13 protein-coding genes are annotated in these 15,369 nt (G+C 70.5%); 12 read left to right on the top strand and 1 reads right to left on the bottom strand.

The window, feature by feature from the left end:
• Position 1: 1 nt before the first annotated feature.
• The 12 genes from EJK91_RS01710 to EJK91_RS01655 all read left to right on the top strand — a co-directional run bounded on the left by EJK91_RS01710 (position 2) and on the right by EJK91_RS01655 (position 14,229).
• Positions 2-1,540 carry a UDP-N-acetylmuramoyl-L-alanyl-D-glutamate--2,6-diaminopimelate ligase gene (locus EJK91_RS01710; RefSeq protein ID WP_125078095.1) on the top strand — a complete coding sequence of 513 codons (1,539 nt, stop codon included), beginning with the start codon at positions 2-4 and terminating at the stop codon, positions 1,538-1,540.
• On the top strand, positions 1,537-3,036 hold the full coding sequence (locus EJK91_RS01705; RefSeq protein ID WP_046300782.1) for a UDP-N-acetylmuramoyl-tripeptide--D-alanyl-D-alanine ligase: 1,500 nt from the start codon (positions 1,537-1,539) through the stop codon (positions 3,034-3,036). Before EJK91_RS01710 ends, EJK91_RS01705 begins: the two co-directional genes overlap by 4 nt.
• Positions 3,033-4,112, top strand: a complete 1,080-nt coding sequence (mraY, locus tag EJK91_RS01700) for a phospho-N-acetylmuramoyl-pentapeptide-transferase (protein ID WP_024440481.1) — start codon at positions 3,033-3,035, stop codon at positions 4,110-4,112. The genes EJK91_RS01705 and mraY overlap by 4 nt, the downstream gene beginning before the upstream one ends.
• Before the next feature lies 1 nt (position 4,113).
• Positions 4,114-5,631, top strand: coding sequence for a UDP-N-acetylmuramoyl-L-alanine--D-glutamate ligase (murD, locus tag EJK91_RS01695; protein ID WP_231383972.1), 1,518 nt, complete (start codon positions 4,114-4,116; stop codon positions 5,629-5,631).
• The gene (ftsW, locus tag EJK91_RS01690) at positions 5,628-7,160 is read left to right on the top strand and encodes a putative lipid II flippase FtsW (protein ID WP_024440479.1); all 1,533 of its coding nucleotides are present in this window, start codon (positions 5,628-5,630) and stop codon (positions 7,158-7,160) included. Before murD ends, ftsW begins: the two co-directional genes overlap by 4 nt.
• A 4-nt stretch (positions 7,161-7,164) precedes the next feature.
• On the top strand, positions 7,165-8,310 hold the full coding sequence (gene murG / locus EJK91_RS01685) for an undecaprenyldiphospho-muramoylpentapeptide beta-N-acetylglucosaminyltransferase (RefSeq protein ID WP_241178600.1): 1,146 nt from the start codon (positions 7,165-7,167) through the stop codon (positions 8,308-8,310).
• Between the two features lie 58 nt (positions 8,311-8,368).
• A complete protein-coding gene (gene murC / locus EJK91_RS01680; protein WP_024440477.1) occupies positions 8,369-9,853 on the top strand; it encodes a UDP-N-acetylmuramate--L-alanine ligase in 1,485 nt (494 codons plus the stop codon).
• A complete protein-coding gene (locus EJK91_RS01675) occupies positions 9,850-10,848 on the top strand; it encodes a cell division protein FtsQ/DivIB (protein ID WP_024440476.1) in 999 nt (332 codons plus the stop codon). Before murC ends, EJK91_RS01675 begins: the two co-directional genes overlap by 4 nt.
• Positions 10,849-11,167: 319 nt before the next feature.
• Complete coding sequence (gene ftsZ / locus EJK91_RS01670) at positions 11,168-12,331, top strand: cell division protein FtsZ (RefSeq protein WP_024440475.1); 1,164 nt, start codon at positions 11,168-11,170, stop codon at positions 12,329-12,331.
• 18 nt (positions 12,332-12,349) lie between these two features.
• Complete coding sequence (gene pgeF / locus EJK91_RS01665; RefSeq protein WP_125078094.1) at positions 12,350-13,057, top strand: peptidoglycan editing factor PgeF; 708 nt, start codon at positions 12,350-12,352, stop codon at positions 13,055-13,057.
• A gap of 154 nt (positions 13,058-13,211) precedes the next feature.
• On the top strand, positions 13,212-13,868 hold the full coding sequence (locus EJK91_RS01660; RefSeq protein ID WP_024440473.1) for a cell division protein SepF: 657 nt from the start codon (positions 13,212-13,214) through the stop codon (positions 13,866-13,868).
• A 70-nt stretch (positions 13,869-13,938) separates the two neighbouring features.
• Positions 13,939-14,229, top strand: coding sequence for a YggT family protein (locus tag EJK91_RS01655; protein WP_024440472.1), 291 nt, complete (start codon positions 13,939-13,941; stop codon positions 14,227-14,229).
• Between the two features lie 15 nt (positions 14,230-14,244).
• Here EJK91_RS01655 and EJK91_RS01650 read toward each other — a convergent pair whose 3' ends face one another.
• Positions 14,245-15,042, bottom strand: a complete 798-nt coding sequence (locus tag EJK91_RS01650) for a DUF2249 domain-containing protein (protein ID WP_046300778.1) — start codon at positions 15,040-15,042, stop codon at positions 14,245-14,247.
• Positions 15,043-15,369: the final 327 nt, after the last annotated feature.

Here is a 15,369-nt window from a genome sequence, read left to right as displayed (position 1 = left end):
GATGTTGGTGCCTGCTGCTCTGCGCCCCGACGTCGGTGCAGGCACGTCGCTGCGGGTGCTCGCAGCGCAGATCGGGGCGGTTGCGGTAGCCGGTGAGGCGGTTCCCGAGCTGCCCATTACCGGGTTGACGCTGCGCGCCCAGGACGTGCGGCCGGGTGACCTGTTCGCGGCGCTGCCTGGCGCGACCACCCACGGGGCACGATTCGCGGCCGACGCGGTCGCCCGGGGCGCGGTCGCGGTGCTTTCCGACGGGGCCGGGGCCGCCCAGATCGCCGACGCTGCAGCGCTACCCGGCATAGCTGTCCTGGTTCATCCGGCGCCCCGATCCGTGCTCGGCGAACTCGCGGCGCAGGTCTACGGACATCCGTGTGAGCAGGTCACCGTCATCGGCATCACCGGGACGTCGGGCAAGACCACCACCACCTATCTGGTCGAGGCCGGGCTGCGGGCTGCGGGTCGCACCGCCGGGCTGATCGGCACGGTCGGCGTCCGCATCGACGGCGTCGATCTTCCCAGCGCTTTGACCACCCCAGAGGCGCCCGCACTGCAGGCGCTGCTGGCCGCGATGGCACAGCGCGGGGTGGACACCGCGGTCATGGAGGTGTCCAGTCACGCCCTGACATTGGGCCGGGTCGACGGCACCCGGTTCGCGGTGGGCGCCTTCACCAACCTGTCTCGCGACCACCTCGACTTCCACCCGACCATGGCCGACTACTTCGAGGCCAAGGCTCGGCTGTTCGATCCGGCGTCGCCACTGCACGCGGCGCGGTCGGTGATCTGTATCGACGACGACGCCGGCGCGGCAATGGCGGCGCGGGCGACCGCGCCGGTCACTGTCAGCGCGACGGGCCGCCCCGCGGACTGGGGGGTGGAGCGGGTGAGCGGGGGCGAGTTCGTCGCCGTCGACCCCGCGGGTGTGCGCCACCCGGTCGGCATCGGCCTGCCCGGCGCCTACAACGTGTCCAATTGCCTTGTGGCGCTGGCTATTCTCGACGCAGTCGGGGTGTCGCCGGAGCAGGCGGCCCCCGGCCTGCGAGAGGCGCGGGTGCCAGGACGGATGGAGTCGATCGATCGGGGGCAGGGCTTCCTGGCGCTGGTCGACTACGCGCACAAGCCCGGGGCGCTGGCGGCGGTGCTGGCAACACTGCGCCAGGAACTGCGCGGCACCACCGGACGCCTGGCCGTGGTGTTCGGCGCCGGTGGCGACCGTGACCAGGGCAAGCGTGAGCCGATGGGGCGGATCGCCGCGGAGTCGGCCGACCTGGTCGTGATCACCGACGACAACCCGCGGGGCGAAGACCCTGCCGACATCCGGCGCGCCGTGTTGGCCGGTGCCGCCGCCGGCAGCGCTCAGGTGGTCGAGATCGGCGACCGGCGGGCCGCGATCGGGCACGCGGTGGCCTGGGCTCAGCCCGGCGACGTGGTGCTGATCGCGGGCAAGGGACACGAGACCGGGCAGACCGCCGCCGGGCACACCCAGCCGTTCGATGACCGGGTGGAGCTGGCCCGGGCGCTGGAAACGCGCGGGGAGCACGGATGATCGCGCTGACCGTCGCGCAGATCGCCGAGATCGTCGGCGGCCGGCTGGCCGACATCACCCCGGAGCAGGCCGAGCGCACCGTGGTCACCGGCCCCGTGGAATTCGACTCCCGCCGGATCGCCCCGGGCGCACTGTTTCTGGCGCTGCCCGGCGCGCAGGCCGACGGCCACGACCATGCGGCGTCGGCGGTCGATGCCGGCGCGGTGGCGGTGCTGGCCGCCCGTCCGGTCGGGGTGCCGGCCATTGTGGTGGAGCCGGTCGCCTCCGACAGTCGATCCGGTGCGCTCGAGCATGACGACGAGGCCGGCTCCGGCGCTGCGGTGCTGGCCGCACTGGCCAAACTGGCCGCCGCGGTGGCCGCCACCCTGGTGGCCGAGGGGCTGACGATCGTCGGCGTGACCGGGTCGTCGGGCAAGACCTCCACCAAGGACCTGATCGCCGCGGTGCTGGCGCCGTTGGGGGAGGTGATCGCCCCGCCCGGGTCGTTCAACAACGAGCTGGGCCACCCGTGGACGGTGCTGCGGGCCGACGAGAACACCGACTATCTGGTCCTCGAGCTGTCGGCGCGGCATCGCGGCAACATTGCCGCGCTGGCGGCGATCGCCCCGCCGCAGATCGCGGTGGTGCTCAACGTCGGGACCGCACACCTGGGCGAGTTCGGCTCCCGCGAGGCGATCGCCGAGACCAAAGCCGAGCTGGCCCAAGCTGTTCCGGAATCCGGCGTGGTGATCCTCAACGTCGACGACTCGGCGGTCGCCGCGATGGCCGACAAGACCGTCGCGCGGGTGGTACGGGTCAGCCGCTCCGCTCCCGCCGACGTGTGGGCCGGGCCGGTGGTGCTCGACGAGCTGGCCCGCCCGCGGTTCACCTTGCACTCGGGCGCAGGCGAATCGGAGGTACGGCTGGGCGTGTCCGGTGATCACCAGGTGGGCAACGCCCTGTGCGCCGCCGCCGTGGCCTTGGAATGCGGTGCCACGCCGCACCAGGTGGCCGACGCCCTGGCCGGTGCCGGACCGGCCTCGGCGCACCGGATGCAGGTCAGCACCCGCGCAGACGGCGTGACCGTGATCGACGACTCCTACAACGCCAACCCCGACTCGATGCGGGCGGCGCTGCAGGCGCTGGCCTGGATCGCCCGCGGTGAGAATCCGGGGGCGAAGCGCCGCAGCTGGGCGGTGCTGGGGGAGATGGCCGAGCTCGGCGAGGACGCAATATCTGAGCATGACCGCATCGGGCGGCTCGCGGTGCGCTTAGATGTGTCTCGTCTCGTTGTCGTCGGAGTAGGGAGATCGATGGGCGCGATGCTGCACGGCGCAGTGATGGAGGGATCCTGGGGCGCCGAAGCCACCGCGGTACCCGACGTCGATGCCGCCCTGGCCCTGTTGCGCGCCGAGTTGCAGGCGGGGGACGTGGTATTGGTCAAGGCGTCGAACTCCGCGGGCCTGACCGCGTTGGCGCAGGCGCTGACCAGCGAAGACCCAGGAGATCGCCGATGATAATGGTCCTCATCGCGGCCGGAGTCGCGCTGCTGGTCGCGATCCTGCTGACCCCCGTGCTGATCCGGGTGTTCACCAAGCAGGGATTCGGCCAGGAGATCCGCGAAGACGGACCGGCCAGCCACCAGCGCAAACGCGGTACCCCGTCGATGGGCGGCGTGGCCATCGTGGCCGGGATCTGGGCGGGCTACCTGGCCGCTGAACTGGCCGGCCTGGTCTTCTACGGCACCGGGCCGACGGCCTCGGGCCTGCTGGTCCTGGGGCTGGCTACCGCGCTGGGCGGCGTCGGGTTCCTCGATGACCTGATCAAGATCCGGCGGTCGCGCAACCTCGGCCTGAACAAGACCGCCAAGACCATCGGGCAGGTCACCGCGGCCACCTTGTTCGGTCTGCTGGTGCTGTGCTTCCGCAACAGCTCCGGTCTGACCCCGGGCAGCCTGCAACTGTCCTATGTGCGCGACATCGCCACCGTCACGCTGCCCGCGGCGGCGTTCGTGCTGTTCGTGATCCTCATCGTCAGCGCCTGGTCGAACGCGGTGAACTTCACCGACGGCCTGGACGGGCTGGCCGCCGGATCCATGGCGATGGTCAGCGGCGCCTACGTGCTGATCACCGTGATGCAGCATCGCAACGCCTGCGCGAGCGCCCCTGGACTGGGCTGTTACAACGTGCGCGACCCGCTGGACCTGGCGCTGATCGCCGCCGCGACCGCGGGCGCCTGCATCGGATTCCTGTGGTGGAATGCCGCGCCGGCGAAGATCTTCATGGGCGACACCGGCTCGCTGGCGCTGGGCGGCGTGATCGCCGGAATGTCGATCACCACCCGCACCGAGATCCTCGCGGTGGTGCTCGGCGGGCTCTTCGTCGCCGAGATCACCTCGGTGGTGGTCCAGATCCTGGCGTTCCGCAGCACCGGCCGGCGGGTGTTCCGGATGGCCCCGTTCCACCACCACTTCGAGTTGGCCGGCTGGGCCGAGACCACGGTGATCATCCGGTTCTGGCTGCTCACCGCCATCGCCTGCGGATTGGGCGTCTCCATGTTCTACGGCGAGTGGTTCACCGCCGTTGGTGGCTGAGGTGGCCGGGTTGGCCCCGCTGTCTCCGGGAGCGCGGGTGCTGGTCGCCGGGGCCGGCATCACCGGCCGGGCCATCCTCACCGCGTTGGCGCCGTTCGAGCTGGACCTGACGCTGTGCGACGACAATGTTGCCGCGTTGCACGCCCACCCCGACGTCACGACCTGCAGCCCCGCCGAAGCCGCCGCGCAGATCGGCGGCTACGCGCTGGTGGTCACCAGCCCCGGATTCGGCCCGGACACACCGGTATTGGCCGCCGCCGCAGCGGCCGGCGTGCCGATCTGGGGTGACGTGGAGCTGGCCTGGCGGCTCGACGTCGCGGGCCACTACGGGCCGCCGCGGCGCTGGCTGGTGGTGACCGGCACCAACGGCAAGACCACGACCACCTCGATGTTGTACGCCATGTTGTCGGCCGCGGGCCGGCGTGCCCAGTTGTGCGGCAACATCGGCAGCCCCGTGCTGGATGTGCTGGGGGAGCCCGCCGGCGGTTCAGCGAGGCTCGACGGAGGAGAGCGGAAGCTGGGACCGCCGCATGAATCCGACGAGCTGGCCGTGGAGCTGTCCAGCTTCCAGCTGCACTGGGCCCCGTCGTTGCGCCCCGAGGCCGGCGCGGTGCTCAACATCGCCGAGGACCACCTGGACTGGCACGGCAGCATGGCCGCCTACACCGCCGACAAGGCCCGCGCGCTGGCCGGCCGGGTGGCGGTGGTCGGCATGGACGACGCCCGTGCCGCGGCGCTGCGCGACACCGCGCCTGCCCCGGTCAAGGTGGGTTTCCGGCTCGGCGAACCGGCGCCCGGTGAGCTCGGCGTGGTCGACGGCATGCTGGTCGATCGCGCCTTCGCCGATGAGGTGGCGCTGGCCCCGGTGGCGTCGATACCGGTGCCCGGCCCGGTCGGGATCCTGGATGCGCTGGCGGCCGCCGCGCTGGCCCGCAGCGTCGACGTGCCCCCCGAGGCGATCGCCGCGGCGCTGGCGTCGTTCCAGGTCGGCCGGCATCGCGCCGAACTGATCGTGGTCGACGGTGGGATCAGCTACGTCGATGATTCCAAGGCCACCAATCCGCACGCGGCCGAGGCATCGGTGCTGGCCCACCCGCGGGTGATCTGGGTGGCCGGGGGGCTGCTCAAGGGGGCCTCGGTCGAGCCGACCGTCGCCAGAATCGCTGCTCACCTGGCCGGGGCCGTATTGATCGGCCGAGATCGCGGCGAGGTTGCCAAGGCGTTATCACGACACGCACCGGATGTCCCCGTCGTCCACGTTGTGACGGGCGAGGATATTGATATGGGTGATACTGCTGTGTCTCCAGTTACTCATGTGAAGCGAGTAGCTGATGGGTCCAAAGAGACGCTGGGCTCCCGGGTGATGACCGCGGTGGTGGCCGCCGCCCGCGACCTGGCCCGGCCCGGGGACACGGTGCTGCTGGCGCCGGCGGGGGCATCCTTCGACCAGTTCGCCGGCTACGGTGCCCGGGGCGACGCGTTCGCCGCCGCGGCACGTTCCGCGGCAGGATCGGTGTGATCGGCATCCTGGCCCGGCTGCGGCGCGACGCCGGGGCCGCAGACGCCTCCTCCGACGAAACCGCTGTCACGGCCGCCAAGCCCGAGCCGCGCACCCGGTTCGGCGCCTGGCTGGGCCGGCCGATGACGTCGTTCCATCTGATCGTGGCGGTGGCCGCGCTGCTGACCACGCTCGGCCTGATCATGGTGCTGTCGGCCTCCGGGGTGGAGTCCTACGGCACCGATGGATCGGCGTGGCGGATCTTCGGCAAGCAGGTGCTGTGGACCGTGATCGGGTTGGTCGGCTGCTACGTGGCGTTGCGGATGCCGGTCCGGTTCATGCGGCGCATGGCTTTTGCCGGTTACGCCTTCACCATCGTGCTGCTGGTGCTGGTGCTGATCCCGGGCATCGGCACCTTGTCCAACGGTTCTCGCGGCTGGTTCGTCATCGCCGGCTTCTCCATGCAGCCCTCCGAGCTGGCCAAGATCGCCTTCGTCATCTGGGGTGCACACCTGTTGGCCAGTCGGCGCATGGAGCGGGCGACGCTGGGCGAGATGCTCGTCCCGCTGGTGCCGGCCGCCGTGGTCGCGCTGGTGCTGATCGTCGCCCAGCCCGACTTGGGGCAGACGGTCTCGCTGGGCATCATCCTGCTGGCGCTGCTGTGGTACGCCGGTCTGCCGTTGCGGGTGTTCCTCACGTCCCTGACGGCCATTGTCGCCGCCGCCGCGATCATGGCGGTGACCGAGGGCTACCGTTCCGACCGGGTGCGGTCCTGGCTGGACCCCGACGCCGACCTGCAGGGCGCCGGTTATCAGGCGCGTCAGGCGAAGTTCGCACTGGCCAACGGCGGCATCTTCGGCGACGGTCTGGGCCAGGGCACCGCGAAATGGAACTACCTGCCCAATGCGCACAACGACTTCATCTTCGCCATCATCGGCGAGGAGCTCGGCTTCATCGGCGGCTTCGGGCTGCTGGCGCTGTTCGGGTTGTTCGCCTACACCGGCATGCGGATCGCCAAGCGCTCCGCGGACCCATTCCTGCGGCTGCTGACCGCCGCCACCACGATGTGGGTGATCGGTCAGTCGTTCATCAACGTCGGCTATGTGATCGGGCTGTTGCCCGTCACCGGAATTCAGCTGCCGCTCATCTCTGCCGGCGGAACCTCCACGGCGACAACGCTGTTCATGGTCGGCATCATGGCCAACGCGGCCCGGCACGAACCGGAGGCCGTGGCGGCGCTGCGGGCCGGCCAGGACGACCGGATGAACCGGATACTGCGGCTGCCGCTACCCGAGCCCTACTCGCCGACCCGTCTTGAGGCTTTGCGTGACCGGCTGCGGACACGCTCACGGCCGGCCGCACGGCCACGAACGGCCCAGACGAGCGGACAGGCGCCGGCGCGGTCGGGCCGGCAGCGCGCCGCAGCGCAGGCGCCGGCCCGGGCAGCCGGTCGAGGCGCCGGGCGTGCAGGGCAAAATGGAGGCGGCCGGCGTCACGCCGGGGCGCGTCCGACTGGCGGACGCGTACGCGCATTGGAAGGTCAGCGATAGGGGAGTGAACGACTCGGTCATCTCATCGGACCGCGGTGCGTCGTTATCGGTAGTCCTCGCCGGCGGGGGCACTGCCGGCCATGTCGAACCTGCGATGGCGGTCGCGGACGCGCTGCGCGCACTGGACCCCGACGTCCGGATCACCGCGTTGGGCACCGCCCGCGGCCTGGAGACCCGGCTGGTGCCGGCCCGTGGCTACGACCTGGAGTTGATCACCCCGGTGCCATTGCCCCGCAAGATCAATGCCGACCTGGCCCGGCTGCCGCTGCGGGTGCTGCGTGCGGTCCGGGAGACCCGGGCGGTGCTGCGCGACGTGCAGGCCGACGTGGTGATCGGCTTCGGCGGCTACGTGGCGCTGCCGGCATATCTAGCCGCGCGGGGTCTCGGTGCCAAGCGGGTGCCGGTGGTGATCCACGAGGCCAATGCCCGCGCCGGCCTGGCCAACCGCGTCGGCGCCCGGGGCGCGCAACGGGTGCTGTCCGCAGTTCCTGATTGCGGTCTGGCCCACCCCGAGGTGGTCGGGGTGCCGGTCCGGGCGGCCATCACCACCTTGGACCGGGCCGCGCTGCGGTCGGCGGCCCGCGCCGAGTTCGGCTTCGCCGACGACGCCCGGGTACTGCTGGTATTCGGCGGCTCGCAGGGCGCCCGCTCGATCAACCAGGCGGTGGCCGGGGCGGCCGAACAACTCGCTGCCGCCGGTGTTTCGGTGCTGCACGCGCACGGCCCGAAGAACACCCTGGACCTGCCGGAAGCCGGCGCGGGCGATCCGCCGTACGTCGCGGTGCCCTATCTGGACCGGATGGACCTGGCCTATGCGGCCGCCGACCTGGCGATCTGCCGCTCTGGGGCGATGACGGTTGCCGAAGTGTCGGCGATCGGGCTGCCCGCGGTGTACGTCCCGCTGCCGATCGGCAACGGGGAACAGCGCCTCAACGCGCTTCCGGTGGTCAATGCCGGGGGCGGAATCCTGGTCGACGACGCCGCGCTGACGCCGGATTTCGTGGCCGAGACGGTCGCGGGGCTGCTCACCGACACCGCGCGGCTGGCCGCGATGACCAGCGCCGCGGTCCTGGCCGGGCACCCCGCGGCTGCCCGCCGGGTCGCTTCCGTCGCACTGGATGTCGCGAGCGCAGCGAGGGACGGCCAGTGAGCGGCATGAGCGGGGTCGCACTGGATGTCGCGAGCGCCCGGCGGTCTGGGAGCCGGGCATGAGCTCCGACCGGCTGCCACCGGAGCTGAGCCGGGTACACATGGTCGGTATCGGCGGCGCGGGCATGTCCGGAATCGCCCGCATCTTGCTGGACCGCGGGGGGCTGGTCTCGGGCTCGGATGCCAAGGAGTCCCGCGGGATTCACGCACTGCGGGCCCGCGGCGCGCAGGTGCGGATCGGTCACGACGCGTCGGCCCTGGATCTGCTGCCCGGTGGGGTCACCGCCGTCGTCACCACCCACGCGGCGATTCCCAAGACCAACCCCGAGCTTGTCGAGGCGCGGCGTCGCGGCATCCCGGTGGTGTTGCGACCGGCGGTGCTGGCGAAGTTGATGGCCGGGCGCACCACGCTGATGGTCACCGGCACCCACGGCAAGACCACGACGACGTCGATGTTGGTGGTCGCGTTGCAGCACTGCGGCTTGGATCCGTCTTTCGCGGTCGGCGGCGAATTGGGCTCTGCCGGTGCAGAAGCCGGCACCAACGCCCATCATGGCAGCGGGCCGCTGTTCGTCGCCGAGGCCGATGAGAGCGACGGCTCGCTGTTGGAGTACACCCCCAACGTGGCGGTGGTGACCAACATCGAGGCGGACCATCTCGACTTCTTCGGCAGTGCCGAGGCCTACACCCAGGTGTTCGACGCGTTCGTCGAGCGCATCGCGCCGGGCGGGGCGGTGGTGGTGTGCGTCGATGACCCCGGTGGGGCCGAGCTGGCCGAGCGCACTGCGGCCCAGGGCATCCGGGTGCTGCGCTACGGCACCGAAGGCGCCGGGACGGCGCCGCTTGACGGCGAGCTGGTCCGTTGGGAGCAGCAGGGGACCGGAGCGGTCGCCGAGATCATGCTGGCCGGAACGGGCGAGCGCAGGGCGATGCGACTGTCGGTGCCGGGACGTCATATGGCACTCAATGCGCTCGGCGCGCTGCTGGCGGCGGTCGAGGTCGGTGCGCCGCTCGATGCGGTGCTCGACGGGCTGGCCGGGTTCGACGGGGTGCGCCGACGTTTCGAGCTGGTCGGATCGGCAGGCGTCACGGGTTCGGTGCGGGTCTTCGACGACTACGCGCACCATCCCACCGAGATCTCCGCGACCTTGACCGCGGTCCGGGCGCTGCTGAATGAGCGCGGAACCGGGCGCAGCCTGGTGGTGTTCCAGCCGCATCTGTATTCGCGGACAAAGGAGTTCGCTGCCGAGTTCGGCCGGTCGCTGGACGGCGCCGACGAGGTTTTCGTCCTCGACGTCTACGGTGCGCGTGAGCAGCCGTTGCCCGGGGTGAGCGGCGCCAGCGTCGCCGAACATGTCAGTGTGCCGGTGCATTACCTGCCGGACTTCTCGGCGGTGCCCGACGCGGTGGCAGCGGCCGCCGGTCCCGGTGACGTGATCATCACCATGGGCGCCGGCGACGTCACCATGTTGGGGCCGGAGATCGTCAGCGCGTTGCGGGCACGCGCCGATCGGACCCCTCCCGGCAGTCCGGGGGCGCTGTGACCGTCCCGCCTGAGACCCCGGCCGGTCCACCGGAGGATCCGGATGATGCCGCCGACGTTCCAGTAACGGACGCGACGGAGGCCGCCGCCGACACCCCGGAAACGGACGCGGAGGTCGCGGAGGGCGACGTCGCCGCGGATGACGGCCAGGAGGCGGAGGCCGCCGACGAGCCCGCCGAGGTGGAGGGTCCACGACGCCGGGCCCGTCGCGAACGCGCGGAGCGGCGCGCCGCGCAGGCGCGCGCCGAGGCCATCGAACAGGCCCGTAGAGAGGCCAAGCGGCGACTGCGCGCCGGTTCTGCCGACGCGCCCAAAGGCGTTCCCCGCGGCACCATTCGTGGGCTGAAGATGGTGCTGGCGGTCTTTCTGGCGGCGGTGCTGGTCGTCGGGCTCGGGCTCATCTTGTACTTCACCCCGCTGATGTCGGTGCGCGATATCGAGGTCACCGGGATCGCGACGGTGACCCGGGAGGAAGTGCTGGAGGTGGCGCGGGTGCGGCACGGAACGCCGTTGCTGCAGATCGACACCGGCAGCGTGGCCGATCGGGTCGCGACCATTCGACGGGTGGCCAGCACCCGGGTGCAGCGGCAGTACCCCTCGGTGCTGGGGATCGCGGTGGTCGAACGGGTCCCGGTGGTCTACAAGGATTTTCCGGACGGCCCGCACCTGTTCGACCGGGATGGCGTCGACTTTGCGACCGGGGCGCCGCCGAGAATGCTGCCGTTCTTCGATGTGGACAACCCTGGCCCGGCGGACCCGTCCACGCTGGCCGCTCTGCAGGTGATGACCTCGCTGGCGCCCGAGGTGGCCGGCCAGATCAGCCGGGTGGCCGCCCCGTCGGTGGCGTCGATCACCCTGACGCTGGCCGATGGCCGGGTGGTGGTGTGGGGCAACACCGACCGCACCGCGGAGAAGGCACAGAAGCTGGCGGCGTTGCTGACCCAGCCCGGCCACACCTATGACGTGTCGAGTCCGGACCTGCCCACCGTCCGGTAGCGCCGTCGAACGACCCGTCGGTGGCCTGCGAGTGTGAATCCGGCTGCACGGCACGCGGAAATCCCGTCGCCGGGTTCGCACTCGGTGAAGGTTCGCGGGCGGGAAGCCCCCGCCCGACAGGAAAATTCACCGGGCGTGTCTCGGCGCGTCGGCGCCGATGAGGGCGCAGGCGGTCCTACTGTGGCGGTTGCGCGGAACAACTTGACATAACTCTAAGCCTATGGTTGAGGTTGAGGGTTTTGTCGAAGACAGAATCGGGAGTTCCGCGCCAAGCCCGGCCCGAAGAGGACTCCAATCCCACCAGGGAGGAAGACGAACGATGACCCCACCGCACAACTATCTGGCCGTCATCAAAGTCGTGGGTATCGGTGGTGGCGGCGTCAACGCCGTCAACCGGATGATCGAGCAGGGCCTCAAGGGCGTTGAGTTCATCGCGATCAACACCGACGCGCAGGCATTGCTGATGAGCGACGCCGACGTCAAACTCGACGTCGGCCGTGACTCCACCCGCGGGCTCGGCGCCGGCGCCGACCCGGAAGTGGGCCGTCGCGCCGCCGAAGACGCCAAGGATGAGATCGAGGAGCTGCTGCGCGGCGCCGACATGGTGTTCGTCACCGCCGGGGAGGGCGGCGGCACCGGCACCGGCGGCGCCCCGGTGGTCGCGACCATCGCGCGCAAGCTCGGCGCACTGACCGTCGGTGTGGTCACCCGGCCGTTCTCCTTTGAGGGCAAGCGGCGCAGCAACCAGGCCGAGAACGGCATCACCGCGCTGCGGGAGAGCTGCGACACCCTGATCGTGATCCCCAATGACCGGCTGCTGCAGATGGGCGACGCCCAGGTCTCGCTGATGGACGCGTTCCGCAGCGCCGACGAGGTGTTGCTCAACGGTGTCCAGGGCATCACCGACCTGATCACCACGCCCGGCCTGATCAACGTCGACTTCGCCGACGTCAAGGGCATCATGAGCGGCGCCGGCACCGCGCTGATGGGCATCGGATCGGCCCGCGGTGACGGCCGGGCGCTCAAGGCCGCCGAGATCGCGATCAACTCGCCGCTGCTGGAAGCCTCGATGGAAGGCGCCCAGGGCGTGCTGATGTCGGTCGCCGGCGGCAGCGACCTGGGGCTGTTCGAGATCAACGAGGCGGCATCGCTGGTGCAGGACGCCGCGCACCCCGAGGCCAACATCATCTTCGGCACCGTGATCGACGACTCCCTCGGCGACGAGGTGCGGGTCACGGTGATCGCGGCCGGCTTCGACTCGGCGGGCTCCGGACGCAAGCCGGTGACCGGTACGCCCGGCGCGGCTCGGCACGCGATGGCGCCCGGACAGGCCGGCAAGGTCACCACGTCGCTGTTCGACCCGGTGGATGCGGTCAGTGTGCCGGCGCCCACCAACGGTGCGACGGTCAGTGTGGGCGGGCGCAATGGTGACGACGGCTGCGACGACGACGACGTCGACGTGCCGCCCTTCATGCGCCACTGACCTTCGGGCTTCGGCGCGGTGACGTTTCGCATCCGGCGGGTGACGACCACCCGCTCCGGTGGTGTGTCGAAGGCTCCGTTCGACAGCTTCAACCTCGGCGACCACGTCGGCGATGACCCGGCCGCGGTGGCGGCTAATCGCGCACGGCTGGCCAAGGCCACCGGCCTCGGTCCCGATCGGCTGGTGTGGATGAACCAGGTGCACGGTGATCATGTGGTGCTCGTCGACGGGCCGCGCGACACCCCGCTCGACGCCACCGATGCGCTGGTCACCACGGAGCCCCGGCTGGCGATGGTGGTGGTGACCGCCGACTGTGTTCCGGTGCTGATGGCCGACGCGCGGGCCGGGGTGGTCGCGGCAGTCCATGCCGGCCGGGTCGGCGCGCAGCATGGCGTGGTCGCTCGCACGCTGGAGTCCATGCTGGCGGCCGGGGCACACGCTGGCGACATTTCGGTTTTGCTGGGCCCAGCGGTCAGTGGACTGCACTACGAGGTGCCCGCTGAGATGGCCGACGAGGTCGAGGCGGCGCTGCCGGGCAGTCGCACCGTCACGTCGGCGGGCACTGTAGGGCTGGACCTGCGGGCCGGAATCGCGCGTCAACTAAGGGGATTGGGCGTGCAGGCCATCGACGCCGACCCGCGTTGTACGGCGGCGGACCCGAAATTGTTCAGTCACCGTCGCGACGGACTCACCGGCCGGCTGGCGTCCCTGGTCTGGCTGGAATGAGTCCGCGGTAGAGGTCGCTGGAAGGGTGGGTGAAACCGGTGGGAGCTGTCCGCGTGTCGGTGCCGCGTCAACGCGCTCGCTGCCGTTACCGTCACCGTTATTAGTCACTTCAGTCACACCTTCATCACAGTCATCAGCCTAGAAGGGTCCAAGGATGAGCACACTCCACAAGGTCAAGGCCTACTTCGGGATGGCTCCTATGGAGGACTACGACGACGACTACTACGACGACGGCGATGACCGCGCCGGGTCGCGTGACTACGCGCCCCGGGCGGAGCGATTCGGCGAGGATGTTTTCGACCGGGTAGGCGGCCGCTCGGAGGGCCGCTACGACGATCGCGACTACGACGACGTGCCCGGCGGCTACCGGGGCGGCTACGACGACGACGCCCGCGACCCCCGCTACCGCGCGCGTGAGTTCGACCGGCCCCGTGACTTCGAGCGCCGGTTCTCCTCGCTGCGCGGCTCGACCCGCGGCGCCCTGGCGATGGAGCCGCGCCGGATGGCCCAGATGTTCGACGAGAGCAGCCCGCTGTCGAAGATCACCACGCTGCGGCCCAAGGACTACAGCGAAGCCCGCACCATCGGCGAGCGGTTCCGCGACGGCACCCCGGTCATCATGGACCTGGTGTCGATGGACAACGCCGACGCCAAGCGGCTGGTCGACTTCGCGGCGGGGCTTGCCTTCGCCCTGCGCGGCTCTTTCGACAAGGTCGCGACCAAGGTGTTTCTGCTGTCTCCGGCCGATGTCGACGTCTCCCCGGAGGAGCGTCGCCGCATCGCCGAGACCGGCTTCTACGCCTATCGGTAGGCTGGAACGGCAGTCGAGCCGGTCAGCACTGCTGATGCGGGCACACCCTCGTCAGTAAGGTCGCATTCCGTTGGCGCTGTTCTTCACGATTCTTGGTATCGCGCTATTTGTCTTCTGGCTGTTGCTGATCGCCCGGATCGTCATCGAGTTCATCCGCTCGTTCAGCCGTGACTGGCACCCGACGGGTGCCACCGTGGTGATCCTGGAACTGATCATGAGCATCACCGATCCGCCGGTGAAACTGCTGCGACGGCTCATTCCGCAGCTGACCATCGGGGCGGTGCGGATCGACCTGTCGATCATGGTGCTGCTGCTGATCGCGTTCGTCGGCATGGAGCTGGCCCTGCAGCACGCCGCTTAGCGGCGTCAGCGGGACTCAGACCCGGGTCAGTCGCAACCGCCACGCCTCCGGTCCACGCTCCTCGTAGCCGACCGCCAGCCGGCCACCGCTGCGCTCAGCGAGCTGACGCAGCAGCGGGATCGGGTCGTGCGGGGCCACCAGCAGCAGCGATCCGCCCACCGGAACCGCGTCGAAGGCGCCGAACACCGTGGCATGTCTGATGGCGTGCGGAATCTCGCGCACATCGAGTTCGGGCATCTCGTCGTCTTCCTCGCCGCAGCCGCAACCGGTGTGGCCGTCGTGCCCGTGGGCGGCGGGCCCGGGCTGGGCCGTGGGAGCGGACCCGGATGCGACGTCATCGAGGCCGGGAAGTTGGGCGGCCAGTGCGGCCAGTGAGACGCCGCTGGCCTGGGCGAGTGCGGGCAGCAGCAGGTCGGCGATCTTGCCCAGCACTGCATCCAGCAGGACGCGCAGCGCCTCGACATGCGCGACCCGCTGAACCCGGTCGGTGCCGTGGGCGATTCGCGCCGCCAGCTGCTCGATCAGGTGGATGTCACCGAGCAGGCCTTCGACCAGCAGCCGCGAGCGCTCGACGCCGGCCAACGCCGGGAATATCAGGCCCACCGCGGCCTGTAACTGCGGTCGTACCGCTCGGTCGAGGGACACCTGCACGGCCCCGAGTGCCTCATCGAAGGTCGGCCCGGCGACCGCGGCGAACAACGCTGCGCCCAAGGCGGCCTGGCGGCCGAGGAGTTCGGCGTAGCGAGATCGGATGTCATCGACGGCTGCCGAGTCCGCTTCGCTGGTCGCCATGACCACGTCATTGGTTGTCATTCCCGAGTGTCCCTCCGGTCGGTTCCGCGCGGTTCGACCTCGTCAGGAATATTTACGGGTCGCGATTGTGAATAATACGGCGCCGGCGGCCGGACCGGTACCCCCGTCGGCCGAGCGCGGCCGTGGGGGGTGGGCGGCCGACACGGTTGGTGCGTAGCGAAATAGCTCACATTTCCCAGGTTGGGCGCCTAAGCACTTTGCTGCCGGCGGCCGGAAGGGTGGAGTCGCAGCCGATTGTCGGCGGTGCCCAGAGGCCCAGTTCCCGGCGGTTTGGCCTCACCGCCATGGCCTCCGGGCACCGCTCACCGGCCGGGATCGCCGATCGTC

This window comes from Mycobacterium sp. P7213, from assembly GCF_900604305.1.
Classification (GTDB): domain Bacteria; phylum Actinomycetota; class Actinomycetes; order Mycobacteriales; family Mycobacteriaceae; genus Mycobacterium.
This window is presented reverse-complemented; position numbering and strand designations above follow the sequence as displayed.

What these genes read in the sequence shown, in the direction of transcription:
- EJK91_RS01710 (WP_125078095.1), top strand. Translation starts at nt 2, where the DNA reads ATGTTGGTGCCTGCTGCTCTGCGCCCCGACGTCGGTGCAGGCACGTCG.
- EJK91_RS01705 (WP_046300782.1), top strand. Translation starts at nt 1,537, where the DNA reads ATGATCGCGCTGACCGTCGCGCAGATCGCCGAGATCGTCGGCGGCCGG.
- mraY (WP_024440481.1), top strand. Translation starts at nt 3,033, where the DNA reads ATGATAATGGTCCTCATCGCGGCCGGAGTCGCGCTGCTGGTCGCGATC.
- murC (WP_024440477.1), top strand. Translation starts at nt 8,369, where the DNA reads ATGAGCTCCGACCGGCTGCCACCGGAGCTGAGCCGGGTACACATGGTC.
- ftsZ (WP_024440475.1), top strand. Translation starts at nt 11,168, where the DNA reads ATGACCCCACCGCACAACTATCTGGCCGTCATCAAAGTCGTGGGTATC.
- EJK91_RS01660 (WP_024440473.1), top strand. Translation starts at nt 13,212, where the DNA reads ATGAGCACACTCCACAAGGTCAAGGCCTACTTCGGGATGGCTCCTATG.
- EJK91_RS01650 (WP_046300778.1), bottom strand. Translation starts at nt 15,042, where the DNA reads ATGACAACCAATGACGTGGTCATGGCGACCAGCGAAGCGGACTCGGCA.